The following is a 20,094-nucleotide window of genomic DNA, read 5'->3' as shown; positions in this document are numbered from 1 at the left end:
GCTCGCCGGGTTAGCGGCGAGTGGCGTTGTAGAGCGTTTTGAAGTTGCGGCCCATCGCCAGCTGGTAGTGGCTGATCAGGCTTTGCCAGTCGGCCTGATCCCACGGCGAATGGCGTCGCAGCTGCAGCATGTCGTGCAATGCGGCTTGCTTGATGGTCAGGCGCTGGCGGCACTTTTCCAGGTCGAGCAAGGCCACCTCGGGAGTCAGCGTTTGTCCTTCGCCGGTGATGCGCACAAAAATATGCTTGATATAGATGCAGCCGTGTTGCCAGCGCGCGCTATGCAGGCTGGCGAGGCTTTGAGCTACTTTCTGCAGCAGTTGCTGGTGCAGGGAGTCGCCATACTGCTCGCGGCCATTGCCTGCATACCAGTCATCGAGGGGCTGAAAGTCTTCCAGTGCCTTGGTGACTAACAAGGCGCGCCAGCCCAGTGTGTTGCGCTCGGCGGCGCAGTAGATAATTTCTGGGACGATTACCCCGGCTTTGCGGGCGCCCAGCAGCGCATCGCGCTCGCGTAGCACGGTGGGGCGGCCAAAGGGGTGGAGCAGGCTGCGATGGATATGCCCTGTCTGCCTCTTGGCATAGAGCAAGGTGTCATCTTTCCAAATGCGTTGGACGCCGCTTTGACCGCCGCGACGGTCGTTGGGCTCTTCGACCCACTCGCCCTGGATCTGCCACCAGCTGTCAAGGCTGGCTGGGCCAAATGAACTGCTGACGTTACTGAGTGTTACGGTCATGGTCTGCCCTTCTGCGAATAATAGGGCAGAGCAAGACTCTTGCCAGTTTGCCCCAATCAGGGCTGTTCAACGGCGCTAGTCGCGATGGCGTCACTGGCCTGTGGCCGCTCGCGGCGCCATTGCAGAAGAATCAGCAGCAGTGTCGGAATACCCAACAAGGCGGTTACCAGGAAGAATTGTGCATAGCCGAATTTTTCCACCATCACCCCGGAGTAACCGCCAATCAGGCGTGGCAGCAGCAGCATGATTGAGCTGAGCAAGGCGTACTGGGTGGCGGAAAACTTCAGGTTGGTCAGGCTCGACAGGTAGGCGACAAATGCCGCAGTGGCCAGGCCAGCGCTGAAATTATCAGCGGAAATGGTCACGATCAGCATCTGCAGGTCCGCACCCATGCCGGTGAGCATAAGGAACAGCAGGTTGGTCGCGGCCGAGGCTGCGCCACCGATAAACAGGATTGGCATAATGCCGAAGCGCACGATCAGCAAGCCGCCGAAACCTGCACCAATCAGGGTCATTACCAGGCCGAAAAGCTTGCTGACGCTGGCGATCTGATCCTTGGTAAAGCCCTGGTCGATGTAGAACACGTTGGCCATAACACCCATTACGGTGTCCGACATGCGGTAGGTGGCGATCAGCCCCAGCAGCAGGAAGGCCTGCCAGCGGTAGCGAAGAATAAAGTCGTTGACCGGGGTCAGCACCGGCGCAAGGCCGCGACGGCCCATGGACGACAGACACAGGGCGCTGAGAATGGTGTAGAGCAGAGCACGCAGGAAGGCGCGGTCTTCCAGCAGCAAGTCGAGCATGCTCGCTTGGCCGTTGATCACGCTGGCGAAATCGGTGTGATAGAACTGAGTAAACATCGCCGGCACAGATACCAGCAACACAATCAGCACCAGCACCGAGGCAATTTGATGGCTAAAGCCATAACGCGCAGCGTCCAGCTGGGTACGCAGCGGCACATCCGGCTCGCGCATCCATAGGCTGGTCAGTAGGCCGGGCAACATCAGCAGGGCGAACATCAGGTAAGTACCAGCCCAGGCGCCGTGCTGATAGAGCAGGGCGGTGGAGCCAAAGCCTTCGGCAAAATACAGCGCACCTGCGGTAGCTAATAAGGCGGCGACACGATAGCCGGCCATATAGCTTGCGGCCAGTGCGGCCTGGCGGCTGTCATCGACGATTTCCAGGCGGTAGGCATCGACGGCGATGTCCTGAGTGGCCGAGGCGAAGGCCACCAGCACGGCCAAAGAAATCAGCCAGGTCAGATGGGTTTGCGGGTCACAGAGGGCCATGCCGGCCAGGCCGATGGCGATCAGAATCTGCGACAACACCAACCAGGAACGTCGGCGGCCCAGCTTGCCCAACAGCGGTAGGCGCCACTGGTCAAGCAGCGGCGACCATACCCATTTGAAGGCGTACGCCAGGCCGATCAGGCTGGCAAAACCAATGGTGTCGCGGGCCACACCGGCTTCGCGCAACCATACAGAAAGGGTGGAGAACACCAACATGTAGGGCAGGCCAGCGGCGAACCCTAGAAGCAGCAGCACCAATGTCGAGGGGCTTGAATAAGCGGCTATGGCTTCGCGCCAACTTTTACGGGGCATTGAGCGGACTTCTGCCTGAGGATGACCTAATAAAGCGCGCACTCTACTCGCTGTGCTCCACTGGGCGCCAGCCGTAGCGCGACATATCCACCCGATCGTTATGGATTTGCACGCCTTCCTCACGTAGACGGCTGCGTTGCTCCGCGCCAGAGAGGCTGCCGACCGGCAAGCCGAGGCGCCCGCTGGCGGCAATAACCCGGTGCCAGGGCAGCATGCTGCCGTCTGGCAGTTGGCTGAGGGTGCGCCCGACCCAGCGCGCGGCACGCCCCAAGCCTGCGCATGCAGCCAGTTGGCCATAACTCACCACGTAGCCGGCCGGTATCTGGGCCAGCACCACATAAAGTGCTGTGCGGCGTTCGGCCTGGCTTGCTGCCGACTGGCCTGGCGCGGCATGCTTCGTCCTCTGTCCTGGCTCGCTATCCGGCTTTCCCATCATGCTGCTACGTACTCTGTTGTGCTTTCTGATTATTGCTTTGGCCGCACCTGTGCGGGCGGACACGGTGTGGCTGAACAATGGTGACCGCCTGAGCGGTGAAATAGTTCTGCTCGATGGTGGCAAATTGGCCTTGAAGACCAAGTACGCCGGTCAGGTGCTTATTGCCTGGAAGGATATCGACACCCTGCGCTCGGAGAAACCCTTGCTGATGCGCCGTCAGGGCCTCGACAGCGAGCACAGTAACCAGTTGGAAGCCGCCGGCAAGGGCATGGTGCGGGTGGTCAGTGAGAACACGCAGACCGTACCGCTCTCCAGTATCAAACGGCTTATTCCACCGCGTCCGGTGCTGCAGGACCGCTTCTGGGAGGGCAATCTGGACGCCAAGCTGGATATGAAGCGCGATGACAACGACACCGATGAGTGGAAGCTCAAGGGTAATACGCGGGTGGAGCACGGCCGCTGGCGTCATCTGCTGAGTGGTGAGCTGGAGCGCAAGGTCAAGAATGAGGCGAAGACCGCCGACAACTGGCAGCTGGAATACGACCTCGACCGCTTTATTACGGACCATTGGTTCTGGCGGGTCGGTGCCGAGCAGGATGAGGATGAATACGCCTTTTTTACCCGCCAGCGCTCCCTGGGGACCGGACCAGGTTATCGCTTCTGGGATAACGAGCTGGGCCGGTTAGATGTGATCGGTCAGTTCAATCGCCTGCAATTGGAGTCCAGTAATATTGAGCGGGCGCTCAATACCTACTCGGTTTCCTGGGATTACAAACGCCTGCTTTGGGGCACACGGCTGGAGTTTTACAGCACGGCCGAGCTGCAATTGCCGGATATAGACGAAGTCGACTACGTGCTCGACAGTGAAGCGGGCCTGCGTTATCGGCTCACGGATTGGGCGCGGCTGTCACTGCTGTACGAGCTGGACCAGGCGCGTGGGCTCGGGCAAACCAGCAGTGAGCGGCGTTATCTGCTAGGTGTGGGCGTCGGTTGGTAGCTTGTGTGCGCTGAACTCGTGGTGATTCTGTCGGTCAGTGCTTGCTCTGGCGTCGTGCTTACGGATAATGCCCGACCTTCCGCGAACCCGAAGTAGATAAACCATCCCTATGTTTTCCAGAACCCTGCTGTGCCTGGCCCTTTCTGTGGCAGCTACCTCCGCGCTGGCGGATACCGTCTGGCTGAAGAACGGCGACCGCCTGACCGGCAAGATCAAATTCTACGATGGCGGCAAGTTGCTGCTGGCGACCGACTACGGCGGTGCGATTGCTCTCGACTGGAGCAAGATTGCCACCCTGGAGAGCGATCAGGAGTTGCTGATCAAGGAAAACGCCATCGCCGGCGAGCGCGCCAAATCCCTGCAGCCGGCTGAGCCGGGCAAGGTGACCCTGGCCAACGGCGATGCGCCCAAGACCATTGAGCTGGCCAGCATTAAACAGATTCTCAAGCCCAAGCCGCTGGTCGAGGATTTGGTCTGGAAAGGTAATATCGATGCATCGCTGGACTACAAACGAGCCGAGCGTGACACCGACGACTATGACGTCAGCCTCAAGACCCAGGCTCGCCATGGTCTGTGGCGGCATAACGCGCAAGCTGACTACAACCGCGAATTCCAGAACGAGCTGGTCACCACGGATAACTGGGGTGCCGAATACGCCCTCGACCGCTTCCTGACCGAGCACTGGTTCTGGCAAGGCCGTTTGGAATACAAGCGTGATCGTATCGAAGACCTGCGCCGTCAGCGTACTGTCGGTACCGGTCCGGGTTACCAGTTCTGGGACAACGAGCTGGGCGCCTTCTCTGTGGCCGGCCTGCTGAACCGCACTGACTACGAATATGCCAATGGCGAGACCGACAACTTCTACTCCGCGAGCCTCAAGTGGGATTACAACCGCTACCTGATCGGCAAGAGTGTCGAGCTGTTCAGCGATGGTGAAGTGGGTAAGCCGCTGAACAACGTTGCTGACTACACCCTGGATGCCGCTTTAGGGCTGCGTTACAAGCTAACCGACTGGGCGTCGCTGAATATGAAGGCCGAGAAGGATCTGGTTAGCGGCTCGGAAGGCGAGCTGGATGAGACCCGTTACAGTCTGGGCTTTGGCGTGGGTTGGTAACGCTTAGCTTCGATTCAAACGAAAAAGCCCCGAAATCGGGGCTTTTTCTTGGCTGCAATCCTGCTATTACAACCGCAGGCCGCCGTCCAGCTCCAGAACGCGACCGGTGTAGTAGTCGTTTTCCAGAATGTAAGCCACGGAGTGAGCGATCTCGGCCGGTTTGCCCATGCGGCGCAGTGGGATGACCGAAGTCATGCGCTCCAGTGCTTCGGGCTTCATGCTGGCGACCATTTCGGTTTCGATAAAGCCTGGTGCCACGCCCGCAACACGGATGCCGTAACGCGCCAGTTCCTTGGCCCAGACTACGGTGTCAGCCGCTACGCCGGCCTTGGCGGCGGAGTAGTTGGCCTGACCGATATTGCCGGCGCGGGAGATGGAGGAGATGTTGATGATCGCGCCTTCGTTTTTCAGCTCGATCATCTTCGCCGCCACTTCGCGGGTGCAGAGGAACACGCCGGTCAGGTTAACGTCGATTACCGACTGCCACTGGGCCAGGCTCAGCTTGGTGATTTCGCCGTCCTTGACCTTGATGGTCAGGCCGTCACGCAGGATGCCGGCGTTATTGACCAGACCATTGATTGCGCCGAAGTCTTCGGCAATCTGCGTCACGGTCTGGGTCACTTGCTCTTCATTGGCAACGTTGCACAGGTAAGCGCGGGCTTCTACGCCCATGGCCTTACAGGCAGTCACGGCTTCGTCGAGTTTTTCCTGGTTCAGGTCGACCAGTGCCAGCTTGACGCCTTTCTCTGCCAGGTATTCAGCCATGGCACGGCCCAGGCCCTGACAGCCGCCGGTGATGATGATGACCTTGTCTTTAAGTTGCATCGCGAGTCCCCTCAAATGGTGTCGTGTGGCCTTGCCGGCGGTTAATCTAGGCGCCTGCCGTTCTGTGACGGATTTATGCAAGGAGTCATAAGGTGAGCGTGAAAGCCGGCAAGCATGCCCGAGAATTGCTGCTCAAGGAATACCGTGGCGTGCTCAGCACCCACTCCAAGGCCATGCCGGGTTTCCCTTTCGGATCAGTGGTGCCCTATTGCCTGGATGCTGACGGCTGTCCGCTGATCCTGATCAGCCGCATCGCCCAGCACACCCATAACCTCAAGCAGGACGGCAAGTGCTCACTGCTGGTGGGCGAGCGTGGTGCGGAAGATGTGCAGGCGGTTGGTCGTCTTACTTTGCTCGCCCAAGCGCGACAATTGGATGACGAAGGTCAGATTGCCGCCGCAGCGCAGCGTTATTACCGCTATTTCCCGGACTCGCGCGGTTACCATCAGGCTCATGACTTCGATTTCTGGCGCCTGGAACCGGTGCGCTGGCGCTACATCGGCGGTTTTGGCGCGATTCACTGGCTGGATCAAGTGGCGCTGAGCAATCCCTTCGCTGGCGACAGTGAAATCAGCATGCTCGAGCATATGAACAGTGACCATGCCAACGCCATCGCACATTATGTCGAGCTGACCGGCTTGCCCAGCCATGCGCCGGCCGAGCTGGTTGGCCTCGACAGCGAAGGTTTTCACCTGCGTATCGGTCAGGGGCTGTATTGGCTGGCCTTTCCAACATCCTGCAACAGTCCACTTGAGGTGCGCCAGGCCCTGGTAATGCTGGCTCGCGCCGAGGTCTGGCCGACCGATGGTCAGGCTTCAGCTTGAATTCAGCTCAACACCCCATACTTCTGTTTCATAGGAAGCTGATCTTCCGTTAAGGAACCTTTAATGCGCGCTTTTCTGTTTCTGTTTTTGCTGTTTCCGATCATTGAGCTGACCCTGTTGATTCAGGTGGGCGGCGCCATCGGCGTGTTGCCGACCCTGTTGCTGGTCATCGGTACCGCCATCCTCGGCAGCCTCTTGCTGCGTGTGGCCGGCGTTGCCACCGCCTGGCGTGCGCGGGAGAAACTGGCGCGCGGTGAGTTGCCCGAGCAGGAAATGCTCGAAGGCCTGTTGATCGCCGTCGGTGGTGGTCTGTTGCTGCTCCCTGGCTTTATCAGCGATATCTTCGGCGTGTTCTGCCTGATTCCCTTTACCCGCCGTTTTCTGGTCAACAAGCTGCGCCTGCGTGCCGCCGAGCAGGCCATGCGCCAACGCGCCTTTTTCGATGAGCAGGCCGCTCATTCCGGCCACGCCAGGCCCCGGGTGCTGGAAGGCGAGTACGAGCGCCGGGATTAAGCCTGCACGCAACCTATAGGCCTCGTGAGTCGTTCTGAATCGTAAAAAATTTCACCCTCAGCCCTTGAAATCACCTTACGCGCCCTTATGTAGGGGTCACCGCAAGGTTTTCTGTCGTCAGGCAGATCCAGACTTCAGCGCTGCGCCCAGCGTAGTGCTACCGGCCTCGCCGGATTTTGCTAACCCGCCGGTGACTACACCGGCCGCTGTAAACCATCTATTGGGAGAGATCGACAATGAAGCTTCGTCCTCTGCATGACCGCGTCGTAATCCGTCGCAGCGAAGAAGAAAAGAAAACCGCCGGTGGCATCGTGCTGCCAGGTTCCGCTGCCGAGAAAGCCAACAGCGGTGAAATCCTCGCTGTCGGTACTGGCCGCGTGCTGGACAACGGTGAAGTGCGTGCCCTGGCCGTTAAAGTCGGCGACAAAGTGGTGTTTGGCCCTTACTCCGGCAGCAACACCGTCAAAGTTGATGGCGAAGACCTGCTGGTAATGAGCGAGAACGAAATTCTCGCTGTAGTTGAAGGTTGATTTCAGCGCCCCGTCGCTACGAATTCCGCTCTATTTGAACGAATTAAGGAATAACCATCATGGCTGCTAAAGAAGTTAAATTCGGCGATTCCGCCCGTAAGAAAATGCTCACCGGTGTCAACGTTCTGGCTGACGCAGTAAAAGCCACCCTCGGCCCGAAAGGCCGTAACGTGATCATCGAGAAGAGCTACGGCGCTCCGACCATCACCAAGGACGGCGTTTCCGTTGCCAAAGAAATCGAGCTGAAAGACCGCTTCGAGAACATGGGCGCGCAGCTGGTTAAAGACGTTGCCTCCCGTGCCAACGATGACGCTGGCGACGGTACCACCACCGCCACCGTTCTGGCTCAAGCCATCGTCAACGAAGGCCTGAAAGCCGTCGCTGCCGGCATGAACCCGATGGATCTGAAGCGCGGCATCGACAAGGCGACCATCGCCATCGTTGCTGAGCTGAAAAACCTGTCCAAGCCATGCGCTGACACCAAGGCCATCGCTCAGGTGGGTTCGATCTCCGCTAACTCCGACAGCTCCATCGGCGAAATCATTGCCGAAGCCATGGAAAAAGTCGGTAAAGAAGGCGTGATCACCGTTGAAGAAGGCTCGGGCCTGGAAAACGAACTGTCGGTTGTTGAAGGCATGCAGTTCGACCGTGGCTACCTGTCCCCGTACTTCATCAACAAGCCGGACACCATGGTTGCCGAGCTCGACGGCCCGCTGATCCTGCTGGTCGACAAGAAGATCTCCAACATCCGTGAACTGCTGCCCGTTCTGGAAGCTGTTGCTAAATCCGGCCGTCCGCTGCTGATCGTGGCCGAAGACGTTGAAGGCGAAGCCCTGGCGACTCTGGTGGTGAACAACATGCGTGGCATCGTTAAAGTCGCTGCTGTTAAAGCACCAGGCTTCGGTGATCGTCGCAAGGCCATGCTGCAGGACATCGCTGTGCTGACTGGCGGTACCGTAATCTCCGAAGAGATCGGCCTGAGCCTGGAAAGCGCCACCCTGGAGCACCTGGGTAACGCCAAGCGCGTAATCCTGAGCAAAGAAAACACCACCATCATCGACGGTGCAGGTCAGCAGACTGATATCGAATCGCGCGTTGCGCAGATCCGTAAGCAGGTTGAAGACACCTCGTCCGACTACGACAAAGAGAAGCTGCAAGAGCGTCTGGCCAAACTGGCTGGCGGTGTTGCGGTAATCAAAGTCGGTGCCGGCACCGAAGTTGAAATGAAAGAGAAGAAAGCCCGCGTTGACGACGCCCTGCACGCCACCCGTGCAGCCGTTGAAGAAGGCGTGGTACCTGGCGGTGGCGTGGCTCTGGTTCGCGCGCTGCAGGCCATCAGCGAACTGAAAGGCGACAACGCCGATCAGGACGTGGGTATTGCGCTGCTGCGTCGTGCTGTTGAAGCACCGCTGCGTCAGATCGTGTCCAACGCCGGCGGCGAGCCAAGCGTTGTGGTCGACAAGGTCAAGCAGGGTTCGGGCAACTACGGCTTCAACGCCGCAACCGACACCTACGGCGACATGATCGAGATGGGTATTCTCGATCCGGCCAAAGTCACCCGTTCGGCGCTGCAAGCTGCCGCTTCCATCGGCAGCCTGATGATCACCACCGAAGCGATGATCGCCGAAGTGGCTGAAGACAAGCCGGCCGGTGGCGGTATGCCAGACATGGGCGGCATGGGTGGTATGGGCGGCATGATGTAAGCCAGCCCGGCTCCCGCAGGCCATCGCCTGATGGCCTGCATGCAGTAAAGAAAACCCCGTGCCTGTCACGGGGTTTTCGTTTTTGCTTTGCCGAAGCATTGAACCATTGGCGCGAATGCGGCTCGAAACCTGGCCTACTAAATGGCTTGCGTGTGGATCAGGATGATCGGGGTGAAGATGCTGGCAGATTCCGGCACTAACGACCGCTGGTCGTAAAGCGTGACGCTGCGGTTATCAATGGTCTAGGGTCTACGGACAACGTTTTTCAGCGCTATCAAGAGGTTGCAGTGATGAAGCTAGAAATCGCACGAGGTTTGTTCCTGGTGACCGCGCTCAGCGTGGCCTCGCTCGCGGCGGCGGCCTGGCAGGAAGCCAGTCCCCAAGTCATCACCCTCAATGAGCGGGGCTACTGCCCATTGCCTCCGCAGGCGCGAATGGCCGAGGCGCTTAAGCCGGACCACGACTTGCTGCTGTTTATGTTTAGCTTGTCCCAGGGCGTCCGCTTGCAAGGTTGAGCCTGCTTAGCGGGTGATTCGACGAATATAAAAAAGCCCTGCACTGCAGGGCTTTTTTGTTAATGGGCTTTGGCCGTTGTTGGTGGTGCATCGGGTTGCGCCAGCAGGCTGTACACACAAGGCAGCACGAACAGGGTGAAGGCGGTGCCGACGGTCATGCCGGTGGCGATTACCAGGCCGATGTCGAAGCGACTGACCGCGCCTGCGCCTGTGGCGAGGATCAGCGGCACCATGGCAAACACCATGGCTGCGGTGGTCATCAGCACTGGGCGCAAGCGAATGGCTGCGGCCTCTTCGACCGCCTCACGGCGCGACAAGCCTTTCTCGCGGCGCAGCTGGTTGGCGAACTCGACGATCAGGATGCCGTGCTTGGTGATCAGGCCGATCAGCGTTACCAGGCCCACCTGGGTGTAGATGTTCATGCTGGAGAAGCCGAGGAACAGCGGAATCAGCGCGCCGCAGATCGACAGCGGCACCGTGACCATGATCACCAGCGGGTCGCGGAAGCTCTCGAACTGCGCCGCCAGCACCAGGAAGATCAGCGCCAGGGCCAGGCCGAAGGTCACATACAGCGCGCTGCCTTCCTGCACCAGTTGGCGCGATGCGCCGGCGAAGTCGTAGGCGTAACCGGCCGGAGCTTCCTCAAGCATGATCTGCGTTACCGTGTCGATGGCCTCACCCATGCTGACGATGGGTACGCCCTGGATGATCGCCGAGTTGAGCTGCTGGAACTGGTTGAGCTGGGTCGGCCGCGCGCGGTCGCTGACCTTGACCAGGGTCGACAGGGCCAGCATTGCGCCGCTTTCGCTCTTCACGTAGTAGCTGCCGAGCCAGCCTGGGTTGTCGCGGTAGGCGCGCTCGACCTGGGCAATCACCTTGTAGCTGCGCCCATCGATGGTGAAACGGTTGATCTCGCCTTCACCGAGCAGGCTGGCCAGGGTCAGGCCGAGGTCTTCCATAGATACGCCCATCTGCGCGGCTTTCTCGCGGTCGATTTCCACCACCACTTCCGGCTTGTCGAAGGCCAGGTCGACGTCGAGGAAGGCGAACTTGCCCGACTCCACCGCGCGTTGCTTGACCCGCTCGGTCACCTGCAGCAGCGACTGGTAGTCGTTGGGTGTATTGATCACGAACTGGAACGGCAGGCCCTCGCCGGTGCCCGGCAGGGAGGGCAGGTTGAAGCCGAAGATCTGCAGGCCGGCGATCTGTGACAGGCGCGCCTGCACCTCCGGCAGAATCTCCATCTGGGTGCGTTCGCGCTCGTTCCACGGTGTCATCAGAAAGCCGCCGATACCCGACTGCACACCGCTGATGCCGTTGATCTGGAACGAGGAGTAGTACTCGGGGAACTCCTTGAAAATGGTCACGAACTCGTCGGTGTACGTGTTCAGGTACTCCAGGTTGGTTGGCTGCGGCGCATTGGCCATCATAAAAATGATGCCCTGATCTTCTTCCGGGGCCAGTTCGCTCTTGGTGAACATCAGCAGCACCGGGATCAGGCACATAACGATCACGGCGAACACCAGCACCACCGGGCGGGTCTCCAGGGTGCCGTGCAGGGCGCGCTGATAGCGCTGCTTGAGGCCATCGAAGATCTGGTCAAGCTTGTGTGCCAGGCCCGACGGGTTCTCTTCATGGCGCAGCAGCTTGGCGCACATCATCGGCGACAGGGTCAGAGCGACGATGCCGGAGATGATCACCGCGCCGGCCAGGGTCAGGGCAAACTCTTTAAATAACGCACCTGTAAGGCCTTCGAGGAAGCCGATAGGCGCGTACACCGCCGCCAGGGTGATGGTCATCGAGACAACCGGTACGGCGATCTCCCGCGCGCCTTCGATGGCCGCATCGAACGGGGTTTTGCCTTCTTCGATATGCCGGTGGATGTTCTCCACCACCACAATGGCGTCGTCTACCACCAGGCCGATGGCCAGCACCATGGCCAGCAGGGTCAGTAGGTTGATCGAGTAACCCATCAATTGCATAAAGAACATCACGCCGATCATCGACAGCGGAATGGTGATCACCGGGATCAGCACCGAGCGAAACGCGCCGAGGAACAGGAACACCACCACGATAACGATCAACACGGCTTCGAACAGGGTCTTCACCACCTCATCAATCGAGGCCTGGATAAACAGCGTGGCGTCGTAGGCGATGGAGACGTTCAGGTTAGGCGGCAGCTGCGCTTCCAGCTCGGGCAAGACCTTGCGCACTTCCTTGATCACGTCCAGGGGGTTGGCCCCAGGTGTGCCCTTGATGGCGATGTACACCGAGGGGGTACCGTCGAAGGAGCTGATCGAGTCGTAGCTTTGCGCGCCCATTTCCACCCGCGCCACATCGCGGATCAGCACGCGGCTGTCGCCCACGGTCTTCAGTGGAATCGCAGCAAAGGCCTCGGCGGATTTGAGGTCAGTTTCGGCGTTGATGCTGGTGACCACGTACTCGCCTTTCATTTCGCCCGCTGCGGCGAGGAAGTTGTACTTGCGCACCGCGTCATTCACATCGCTGGCGGTCACGCCGTAGGCGGCCATCTTCACCGGGTCCAGCCACAGGCGCATGGCGAACACCTGGTTGCCGAGAATCTCGGCCTCGGCCATGCCTGGCAAGGTGGCCAGCTTGGGCTGGATGACCCGCGACAGGTAGTCGGTGATCTGCGGGTTGGACAGCTCGTCGCTGTGGAAGCTGACGTACATCAGCGCCGTGGAATCGGCGGCTTCCTTGCTCAGTACCGGGTCTTCGGCGTTTTGTGGCAGCTGGTTCTTCACCTCGTTGGCCTTGGCCAGCAGCTCGGTGAACATACGGTCGCTATTGGCGCCGATGCGCGCATAGATCGAGATAACCGACACATTCTGCCGGCTCACCGAGGTCATGTAATCGATGCCGTCGGCGCTGGCCAGGCTCTGCTGCAGCGGCTGGGTGATATAGCCCTGGATGGTCTCGGCGTTAGCCCCGGGGTACGCCGTGGTCACCGTGATCAGGGCGTTTTCCATTTGTGGGTATTGGCGGATGGTCAGTTTGCTGAATGCCTGGAAGCCAAGCAGGATGATCAACAGACTGACCACGGTCGCCAGTACCGGGCGACGGATAAACGGATCAGTAAAAGCCATAAATAAGTTCCTTTACGCCTGCGCGCTTACTCGGCGCTCGGCTTGGCCTGTGCGTTGGCGATGCTCACACGGGCGCCGTTGTCCAGCTTCAGCTGGCCGGCGGTTACCACCTGCTCACCGGCTTGCAGACCTTTGCTAATCACCACCTGACCCTCACGACGCTCGCCGGTTTCGACGAAGCGGCGCTCGACCACCCGCTCGGCCTGGCCTTTGTCGTCTTTGACCACCTGGCCGTCTTCACCTTTCTTCTCGCCGATCACGTACACCGAATTGCCATAGAGGGTGTAGGTGATGGCGGTTTCTGGCACAACGACCAGTGTTTGTTCGCCCGGCAGCAGCACTTCCAGATTGGCGAACATGCCGGGCAGCAATTTACTGTCCGGGTTGATCAGCAGGGCGCGCACTTGCACGTTACGGGTGGCGTCTTCGACCTTGGGGTTGATTGCGGCGATTTCGCCTTCGAACACCTCGTCCGGGTAAGCCGCCACGCTGAAGCGCACGCGCTCGCCGACAGCCAGTTTGGGCACGGCCTGTTCCGGCAGGAAGAAGTCGACGTAGAGCTTGCTCAGGTCCTGCAGGGTGGCGATGGTGGTGCCGGAGGCGAGGTAGTCACCGACGTCGACCTGGCGGATGCCGATGGTGCCGGCAAACGGCGCGAGGATGCGCTTCTTCGCCAGCATGGCTTGCAGCTGGGCAACGCTGGCGTTGGCCTTCTGCAGGCTGGCGGAAAGGCGGTCGAACTCGCTTTTCGAGATGCTCTGGCGGTTGATAAGGCTACGCCCGCGCTCGAATTCGACCCGGGCCAGGCCCAGCTCGGCCTGGGCGGTGGCCAGGCTGGCCTGCTCGACATCACTGTTCATCTGGATCAGCGGCTGTTGCAGGCTGACCTGTTCACCGGAGCGGAACAACACCTGCTGTACGGTGCCGCCGACTTCCACGGTCAGGTCAACGCCCTGGAAGGCCTTAAGTGTGCCGATGGCCGGTAGGCGACCCTGCCACGGACGTTCTTCTGCCGTCGCGGCATCGACGCTGATGGCCGGTTGCGGCGCCGAGAACATCTGCACTTCTTGGTAAATGGAGAAGCCTTTGTAGGCGGCGAGGGCGAGTACCACGACGAGTACTGCGCCGAGCATGATCAGCATGCGGCGGAGCAACATATTCCGGTTCCTTGGCAAGGCGGTTGAAGAGCCTGGGAATAGGCAAGAGGGGCACATTAGACCTCGCGCAAAGGCCTGTCAAAGATTCGCATTTACAGAGAAATGTTGTGCAAAAGTTGCCGGATTGATCAAGTGTTTTTTAAACAGAAATGCCAGCATAGGCTGGCATTTTGCTTGTTGCGCTGTAGCTAGCTCGGGGGATCAGGCACTCAGGCGCTGGGTCACCTCATTGAGCTGCCCGGAGAGGACTTGCAGGTTTTGCCCGGCGCTTTCGGTGCGCTGTACGTTCTCCTGGTTGGCCGTGGCGATGGCGGTGATTTCGGTAAGGTTGCGCGAGATATCCTCGGCTACTGAGGTTTGCTCCTCGGCGGCGGTGGCGATCTGCCGGTTCATATCGCGGATCGCTTCCACCGCGCTGGTGATCAGCTGCAGCGTGGCGCCGGCTTCGGTGACCTGGGTTACGCCTTCCTCGCTGCGCTGTTGGCCGCTCTCGATGGCGCGCGCCGCATTCACCGCACCGGTTTGCACGGTGTCGATAATCTGGTGGATTTCTGCGGTGGACTCGGCGGTGCGCTGCGCCAGGGTGCGCACTTCATCTGCAACCACGGCAAAGCCACGGCCTTGTTCGCCCGCGCGGGCAGCCTCGATGGCGGCGTTAAGCGCCAGCAGGTTGGTTTGCTCGGCGATGCCGCGAATCACTTCTAGAACCTTGCCGATGCGCCCGCTGTCGGCTTCCAGGCGGCGAATCACCTCGGAGGTGTTGGTGATCTCGCTGCGGATATCGGTGATGGTCTTGATGGTTGCCTGCATCACCGTCTCGCCCTGGCGTGCGGCACTGTCGGCGGCATCGGCGGCGCCGGCGGCTTCGGCTGCATGTCGGGCGACTTCCTGGGCGGTGGCGGACATTTCATGCATGGCCGTGGCGGCCTGGTCGGTACGCGAGAACTGCTCGCGGGTACCCTCAGCCATCATTGTTGCGATGGAGTTGAGTTCGCCGCTGGCGGTGTCCAGATCAGCCGTGCTGCGTTTCAGGCGGGTGAAGGTGTCGGCGAGGAAGTCGCGCAGAATATTTGCGGCAACAGCGAGGTTGCCCAGCTCGTCCTGGCGGGTCGAGTCAATACGCTTGCCGAAGTTGCCCTGGCTGAGCTGGGAGATGTGCTCGATCAGCTCGCGAATCGGGTTGATCAGGTTGCGGTTGATCAGCCATAGGCTGAACAGCGCGATCACCACGGTAGCACCCAACATCAGCAGGGTGCCGAAGGTGATGATTCGATCAGATGAGGCGTTGATTAGGCTGGCCTGGTCTAGGCTTTGCTTGCGCAACTGCTCGACAAGTTCGTTCATTTGCTGGCTGGCGGCGCGGTCCATACCTGCTACGCCTTTATCACCCGCCTTAGGATCGCCACCGGAGGCGATAAAAACGTCCAGGCCCTTGCGGTAGTTGTTACCTAGCGTTTTGTGTTCCAGGCGCAGCCCTTCGACTTTTGACTTGAGGCTATTATCGCTGCCTGCCGAGGCGAGCAATTTGCCGAGTACATCCTGGACTTTACGTTCCTGGGCTTCGAACTGTGTCCAATATTTGTCCAGCTGGGCTTTGTCGCTACCACGCAGCAGCACGTTCTTCCATTCCTGCACTTGGATCTTGAATTCTAAGTTGGCCTGATCAACCAGACGTGAGCTTTCCAGTGGGCCTTCAAGCAGGCCGCGATAGGCCTGCATGCCGCTGGAGAGGAAGCTGAAGCAGGCCAGTGCGGTGACCAGAATCAGCGCCAGGCTGCCGCCGAGCAGGGCAAGAATTTGCGCGCGCAAGGATTTTTGCAGAAACATCGGTAATACCCCTGTGTTTGGGAGGCGGAATACCAGTGACGCAGAGCGCGTCCTAGCTGCGAATATCCCTATTGACTGGTATCGGCTGGGCCGGATTGCCTGAAGCAGCGGCTGCTAGGAGTATAGATCGGCTCTGCGGCAGCGTTCTTTAGCGTGCCGCAGGCTTTTACAGGCTTAAGAAAGGCTCTGTACCTATTGCGATTGCATGCAATCGGTAGGTTGGCGCTGAGCGCAGCGAAGCCCAACAGGCGTTGGCATAGATCGTTGGGCTTCGTCGCTGCGCTCCTCAACCCAACCTACGGTTTATCGCCTCGCAACACGCAATGGGGAGAGCGCCTCAAGAACGGCGTTTAGACCAGGCGCAGGTGGTTGTCCCACAGCCCTGCGGGGAGTTGCAGGGGCTGGCTGCTGATCCGGGCGCTGCGGCAGTTGTACAGGCGGCACCGGCCAACGCCACTGCTGACTACAAAGCCGTCGGCTACCGCGCCAACGCCGGCGCAATCGGCTAGGGGCGCATCCATGCGCAGCTCGGCGCTGTCCAGGTCCCAGATAAACACCCGGTTACCGCGCGGTGCGGTTAACGCCAGCAGGCGCAGCTCGCTGTGGATCGCCACGCTGGCGGTGTATTGGTTCATCAGCTGGCGCTGCGCGTCGGCCACCGGGAAATGCTGGAAGGGTTGGCCAGGGCGCTTGATCGCCAGCAGCGGCACCGCATCGCTGATCTCGCCCATATATTGCTGGCCACTGACCAGGGTGCCGTCGCTGGCCACGGCCATGTGGCGTACGCTGTTCATGCGTTCCGGCAGCTGTTCTTTGCTGATTAGGCTGCCATCGCGACGCAGCAGCGCCAGGCTGGACTCCATGGCGTCGAGATTCATTTCCACCCGGCTGTCGGCCTCGGTGCGGATGCCGCCGTTGGCCACCGCCAGGGTTTCACCGTCGGGTAGCCAGAGCAGCTGGTGTGGGCCGATGCCGTGGGTCGACAGTTCGCTGACACGTTGCAACTGCCCACCTTGCAGGCGGTAGACGCCCAGCACACCGCGACCGGGATCTGCGGTGTCGTTCTCGGTGGCGTACAGCCATTCGCCGTCCTTGTGGAACACCGCGTGGCCATAGAAGTGGCGCTGCTTGGGCGAGTTCAGGGTCTGCAGCAGCTTGCCGTCGCGGGTGTCGATCAGGTAGCTCTGGGTGCTTGGGCGACGGCCGACAAACAACGCCATCGGCAGAAACGGATGGCTGATCACATCGTGACAACGCTCGCGGACCTGGGTGGCAAACACTTGGCTGCCATCGAGGCGGTAGCCCGCCGCGAAGTGCTTGCCGGCGCTATCGTTGCGTGCCGACAGCAATAACGGTTGTGGGCCGCTGTGCATCAGCGTCCAGCCGCCAAAAGCGCTAGCGGCAACTGCTGTGGTCGCCACGGCGGCGGCACTTAGCCCTAGAAAAGCGCGGCGATTGATCTGCATGAATCAGTCACCATCGTGAGCGTTAAAACCCAGTTGGATGCCCAGGGTCTTCGCTAGCTCGGATTCATGCAGGCGATGCAACACATTCAGGCTGTCATACAGGGCGTTGACCTCGGTGCGCCCAGCTTCGTCGCTAAGCAACTCACCGAGCGGGCGTTGGGCTGCGGCCAGGCGCTGGCGAGTGTCGCTGTAGGCGGCGTTGATGCGTTGTTTCAGTTTATCTTGATCACTGCTAAGCAGAGCCTGGATGCCATCTTGTTCGGCACCCAGCCAGATGCGTTCGGCGCTGGCCAGGCTGGCCGCGAGGTTGGCCAGGCTGGCTTTGCTGCGCCAGGCCTCGGCCTGATAGGGCTGCGGCAAGCCTTTGCTCTGGCGGCCGAGTGGCGTGCCGAGCTTTTTCTTCAGCCCGTCGATGGCGCTGACCTGGGTGCGCAGCAGTTCTGCCACCGCTTCCGGGGCTTCGGCGTAGCGTGTGTTGGGGAAGTTTTTGAGCTGCGCAGCCATGCCGTCCTTGGCCTGCCACTGGCTCAGCACATCGGCGGCAAGCACTTGCTGGTGCTGGCCGATGGCGACGATCAGCGGGCAGTAACGGGTTTTCTGTTCGGCGATATTCAGGTCGATGGCGGGGTCGAACAGCAGGTATTCATAGGCGGTCAGGCCCTGCACCACCACGCTGGATTTATCCAGATCGGCCGGGGTCAGCTCAGGCTTGCTGTTGACCAGCGCTTCGACCTGGCGTGCCACCAGGTTCTTTTTGTCTGGCCAGAACTGCACCTGCCAGGCGCGGTTGCCTTCCGCCAGCGGGCCAAAGGCCACCGGTTGCACGGCGGCCCAGGCGCTCTGCGCGCTGGCAAAGGCCTGGCGGGCTTCGGCGAGGTTCTGTTGGTCTGTGCAGAAGGCCTGGCCGCTGATGGCCAGTTGGCGGTCAGCTTCGCTCCAGGCGCTGTAGATCGGCAGCAACACGCCATCGGTGAGCGCGCGGCTGACCTGCTGCTGCGGGTCGCTAGGGCTGCAGGCGGTGAGCGTGAGGCTAAGCAGGGCGAGCGTGAGGGGTGAGCGAATCATCTGCGGCTCCTTACAAGGAATTCAGAAAAGCCAACAGCGCGGCGCGCTCGTCGGCGTTAAAAGTCAGCACCTGTTGCTTGGCCGCTTCTGCCTCGCCGCCGTGCCAGAGAATGGCTTCCAGCAGGTTACGCGCGCGGCCGTCATGCAGAAACTGGGTGTGGCCGTTGACCGTTTTCGTCAGGCCGATGCCCCAGAGTGGCGGGGTGCGCCACTCGTTGCCGCTGGCGAGAAATTCCGGACGATGGTCGGCCAGGCCGTCGCCCATGTCATGCAGCAGCAGGTCGCTGTAGGGGCGAATCAGTTGGTTGGCCAGTTCCGGTTCGGCGGCATCGCTGGCGGTGGTGAACTGCGGGGTATGGCAGCCTTGGCAGCCGGCCTGGTGGAACAGGTTCTTGCCGGCGAGCACCTGCGGCGTATCCGCGCCGCGCCGTGCCGGCACGCCAAGGTTGCGGGTGTAGAACAGCACGCTGGCGAGGATGTTGTCGCTGACCTCGTGTTCGCCGCCATTTGGCGCGTTACGGCAATCGGTCTGCGCCGCAGTGCAGTTGTCATGGGGAATCAGCGTGCTGGTCAGGCCCATGTCGCCCGCAAAGGCATCGGCATTCTGCTGATTGAGCGTCGGCTGGCCGGCCTTCCAACCGAAACGGCCGAGCACCGTGCGTTGTTGCTCGCGGTCCCATACCTGGTTAGCGCGCCCGGAAATACCATCGCCATCGAGGTCGTCCGGGTCGGCATTGGCCAGGATGGCCGCTTCGGGAATAGCCTCCAGCAGACCTAGGCCGATCATCGGCGGGGCAATGCGCGCGGAAAACAGCGTGTCGGGATGCAGGTCGCCATAGCCGAGTTGGCTGATTTCCAGGGTGGGCTTGCGCAGCTCGATCTGTGTGCCATCGGCAAAGCTGACCTGTTGTGTGCTGTAACTGACGCGCACCTTGCCCTCGGGCGCGACGCCTGGGTTGGCCATGTCCTGCAGCTGGCTGCCGTAGGTGGGTTCGGCCAGCACGCCGAGGCGCTGGATAATCTCGGCATGCTCGCTGCCCGCCGGAATCGACAGGCGCACCAACATCGACACCGAGCTGATCGCATCAGGCGCCGGCGGATGACCGCGACCGTCCTTGATATGGCAGTTTTGGCAGGCGTTGGTATTGAACAGCGGGCCGAGGCCGTCACGCGCAGTGGTGGTGGCGGGAGCGCTGACCCAGGGATTGCGAAAGAAGCTGTTGCCGACGCTGAAGTCCAGGCGACGTGACGGCGACAGATTGGCCGATGGCAGGGAGAAGGCGTTCTGATCGGCTTTGCGCACGGTGGCGCTGCCAGCGGACAGGGCTTCGCCGGGTTCGGCTTGGCTGAACTGGGGAGTCTTATCGCAGGCGACCAGGTTCAGGCCCAAGGCCAACAGCAGCGCAATGCGATGCGGGGCAAACATGAAAGGACATCCGCAGCAGAAAACAGGCGGCCGATCTTAACAGTCTGGCCAGCTTTAAATAAGACGGATTTGCATTATCGGCGGTGGTCAAAGGTCGCAGGGTATAAAGGGCTCTGTACCCATCGCATGTTGTGAGGTGATAAGTCGTAGGTTGGTGTTGAGCGCAGCGAAGCCCAACGCAGCATGCCGCGTTGGGCTTCGTCGCGTTGCTCCTCAACCCAACCTACCCATTGCCTGCATAGCCATAAAATA

17 protein-coding genes are annotated in these 20,094 nt (G+C 60.5%); 7 read left to right on the top strand and 10 right to left on the bottom strand.

The annotated features are described in order from the left end of the window. Positions 1-10: 10 nt before the first annotated feature. Genes AC0T4W_RS17020 through AC0T4W_RS17010 form a run of 3 tightly spaced genes read right to left on the bottom strand, consistent with a single transcriptional unit; the run spans position 11 to position 2,770 of the window. Positions 11-736 (bottom strand): lipopolysaccharide kinase InaA family protein, encoded by a 726-nt coding sequence (locus tag AC0T4W_RS17020; protein WP_476320975.1) that lies wholly within the window; start codon positions 734-736, stop codon positions 11-13. Positions 737-792: 56 nt separating this feature from the next. Then, on the bottom strand, positions 793-2,337 hold the full coding sequence (locus tag AC0T4W_RS17015) for an AmpG family muropeptide MFS transporter (RefSeq protein WP_476320973.1): 1,545 nt from the start codon (positions 2,335-2,337) through the stop codon (positions 793-795). Between the two features lie 43 nt (positions 2,338-2,380). Beyond that, entirely contained in the window at positions 2,381-2,770 is a 390-nt protein-coding gene (locus AC0T4W_RS17010) for an MGMT family protein (protein WP_476320971.1), read from the bottom strand. A 1-nt stretch (position 2,771) separates the two neighbouring features. On the opposite strand from AC0T4W_RS17010, the gene AC0T4W_RS17005 reads away from it, so the two are divergent. Both AC0T4W_RS17005 and AC0T4W_RS17000 read left to right on the top strand, forming a co-directional pair. Then, positions 2,772-3,770 carry a DUF481 domain-containing protein gene (locus tag AC0T4W_RS17005; RefSeq protein WP_476320969.1) on the top strand — a complete coding sequence of 333 codons (999 nt, stop codon included), beginning with the start codon at positions 2,772-2,774 and terminating at the stop codon, positions 3,768-3,770. A gap of 109 nt (positions 3,771-3,879) precedes the next feature. Then, a complete protein-coding gene (locus AC0T4W_RS17000) occupies positions 3,880-4,884 on the top strand; it encodes a DUF481 domain-containing protein (protein WP_476320967.1) in 1,005 nt (334 codons plus the stop codon). A gap of 66 nt (positions 4,885-4,950) precedes the next feature. Here the strand turns inward: AC0T4W_RS17000 and AC0T4W_RS16995 are convergent, their stop codons facing one another. Then, the gene (locus AC0T4W_RS16995; protein WP_476320965.1) at positions 4,951-5,709 is read right to left on the bottom strand and encodes an SDR family oxidoreductase; all 759 of its coding nucleotides are present in this window, start codon (positions 5,707-5,709) and stop codon (positions 4,951-4,953) included. Positions 5,710-5,801: 92 nt separating this feature from the next. Between AC0T4W_RS16995 and AC0T4W_RS16990 the strand changes: the two genes are divergently transcribed. From AC0T4W_RS16990 to AC0T4W_RS16970, 5 genes are all read left to right on the top strand, one after another. Continuing rightward, positions 5,802-6,533, top strand: coding sequence for a HugZ family pyridoxamine 5'-phosphate oxidase (locus AC0T4W_RS16990; protein WP_476320963.1), 732 nt, complete (start codon positions 5,802-5,804; stop codon positions 6,531-6,533). A gap of 63 nt (positions 6,534-6,596) precedes the next feature. After that, positions 6,597-7,046, top strand: coding sequence for an FxsA family protein (locus AC0T4W_RS16985; protein WP_476320961.1), 450 nt, complete (start codon positions 6,597-6,599; stop codon positions 7,044-7,046). Between the two features lie 236 nt (positions 7,047-7,282). Next, a complete protein-coding gene (locus AC0T4W_RS16980) occupies positions 7,283-7,576 on the top strand; it encodes a co-chaperone GroES (RefSeq protein ID WP_325509595.1) in 294 nt (97 codons plus the stop codon). 59 nt (positions 7,577-7,635) lie between these two features. After that, positions 7,636-9,279, top strand: a complete 1,644-nt coding sequence (groL, locus tag AC0T4W_RS16975; RefSeq protein ID WP_476320958.1) for a chaperonin GroEL — start codon at positions 7,636-7,638, stop codon at positions 9,277-9,279. Positions 9,280-9,569: 290 nt separating this feature from the next. Then, complete coding sequence (locus AC0T4W_RS16970; RefSeq protein ID WP_476320956.1) at positions 9,570-9,794, top strand: hypothetical protein; 225 nt, start codon at positions 9,570-9,572, stop codon at positions 9,792-9,794. A 59-nt stretch (positions 9,795-9,853) separates the two neighbouring features. Here the strand turns inward: AC0T4W_RS16970 and AC0T4W_RS16965 are convergent, their stop codons facing one another. The 6 genes from AC0T4W_RS16965 to AC0T4W_RS16940 form a co-directional block, all read right to left on the bottom strand. Next, the gene (locus tag AC0T4W_RS16965; protein ID WP_476320954.1) at positions 9,854-12,901 is read right to left on the bottom strand and encodes a multidrug efflux RND transporter permease subunit; all 3,048 of its coding nucleotides are present in this window, start codon (positions 12,899-12,901) and stop codon (positions 9,854-9,856) included. 26 nt (positions 12,902-12,927) lie between these two features. Continuing rightward, on the bottom strand, positions 12,928-14,058 hold the full coding sequence (locus tag AC0T4W_RS16960; RefSeq protein WP_476320952.1) for an efflux RND transporter periplasmic adaptor subunit: 1,131 nt from the start codon (positions 14,056-14,058) through the stop codon (positions 12,928-12,930). Between the two features lie 201 nt (positions 14,059-14,259). Continuing rightward, positions 14,260-15,885 carry a methyl-accepting chemotaxis protein gene (locus tag AC0T4W_RS16955; protein ID WP_476320950.1) on the bottom strand — a complete coding sequence of 542 codons (1,626 nt, stop codon included), beginning with the start codon at positions 15,883-15,885 and terminating at the stop codon, positions 14,260-14,262. Positions 15,886-16,235: 350 nt separating this feature from the next. Beyond that, positions 16,236-17,345 (bottom strand): DUF1513 domain-containing protein, encoded by a 1,110-nt coding sequence (locus tag AC0T4W_RS16950; protein WP_476323738.1) that lies wholly within the window; start codon positions 17,343-17,345, stop codon positions 16,236-16,238. Between the two features lie 9 nt (positions 17,346-17,354). Further along, the gene (locus AC0T4W_RS16945; RefSeq protein WP_476320948.1) at positions 17,355-18,416 is read right to left on the bottom strand and encodes an imelysin family protein; all 1,062 of its coding nucleotides are present in this window, start codon (positions 18,414-18,416) and stop codon (positions 17,355-17,357) included. A 10-nt stretch (positions 18,417-18,426) separates the two neighbouring features. Continuing rightward, positions 18,427-19,842 (bottom strand): di-heme oxidoreductase family protein, encoded by a 1,416-nt coding sequence (locus AC0T4W_RS16940; protein WP_476320946.1) that lies wholly within the window; start codon positions 19,840-19,842, stop codon positions 18,427-18,429. Between the last annotated feature and the right edge of the window lie 252 nt (positions 19,843-20,094).

It is taken from the genome of Pseudomonas sp. C7.1 (genome assembly GCF_056312395.1).
Note: the sequence above shows the minus strand (reverse complement) of the source record. Positions and strands in the feature narration are given on the sequence as shown.

Coding starts and splice junctions, on each gene's coding strand:
- AC0T4W_RS17020 (WP_476320975.1), bottom strand. CDS start 736: ATGACCGTAACACTCAGTAACGTCAGCAGTTCATTTGGCCCAGCCAGC.
- AC0T4W_RS17015 (WP_476320973.1), bottom strand. CDS start 2,337: ATGCCCCGTAAAAGTTGGCGCGAAGCCATAGCCGCTTATTCAAGCCCC.
- AC0T4W_RS17010 (WP_476320971.1), bottom strand. CDS start 2,770: ATGGGAAAGCCGGATAGCGAGCCAGGACAGAGGACGAAGCATGCCGCG.
- AC0T4W_RS17005 (WP_476320969.1), top strand. CDS start 2,772: ATGCTGCTACGTACTCTGTTGTGCTTTCTGATTATTGCTTTGGCCGCA.
- AC0T4W_RS17000 (WP_476320967.1), top strand. CDS start 3,880: ATGTTTTCCAGAACCCTGCTGTGCCTGGCCCTTTCTGTGGCAGCTACC.
- AC0T4W_RS16995 (WP_476320965.1), bottom strand. CDS start 5,709: ATGCAACTTAAAGACAAGGTCATCATCATCACCGGCGGCTGTCAGGGC.
- AC0T4W_RS16985 (WP_476320961.1), top strand. CDS start 6,597: ATGCGCGCTTTTCTGTTTCTGTTTTTGCTGTTTCCGATCATTGAGCTG.
- AC0T4W_RS16980 (WP_325509595.1), top strand. CDS start 7,283: ATGAAGCTTCGTCCTCTGCATGACCGCGTCGTAATCCGTCGCAGCGAA.
- groL (WP_476320958.1), top strand. CDS start 7,636: ATGGCTGCTAAAGAAGTTAAATTCGGCGATTCCGCCCGTAAGAAAATG.
- AC0T4W_RS16970 (WP_476320956.1), top strand. CDS start 9,570: ATGAAGCTAGAAATCGCACGAGGTTTGTTCCTGGTGACCGCGCTCAGC.
- AC0T4W_RS16965 (WP_476320954.1), bottom strand. CDS start 12,901: ATGGCTTTTACTGATCCGTTTATCCGTCGCCCGGTACTGGCGACCGTG.
- AC0T4W_RS16960 (WP_476320952.1), bottom strand. CDS start 14,058: ATGTTGCTCCGCCGCATGCTGATCATGCTCGGCGCAGTACTCGTCGTG.
- AC0T4W_RS16955 (WP_476320950.1), bottom strand. CDS start 15,885: ATGTTTCTGCAAAAATCCTTGCGCGCGCAAATTCTTGCCCTGCTCGGC.
- AC0T4W_RS16945 (WP_476320948.1), bottom strand. CDS start 18,416: ATGATTCGCTCACCCCTCACGCTCGCCCTGCTTAGCCTCACGCTCACC.
- AC0T4W_RS16940 (WP_476320946.1), bottom strand. CDS start 19,842: ATGTTTGCCCCGCATCGCATTGCGCTGCTGTTGGCCTTGGGCCTGAAC.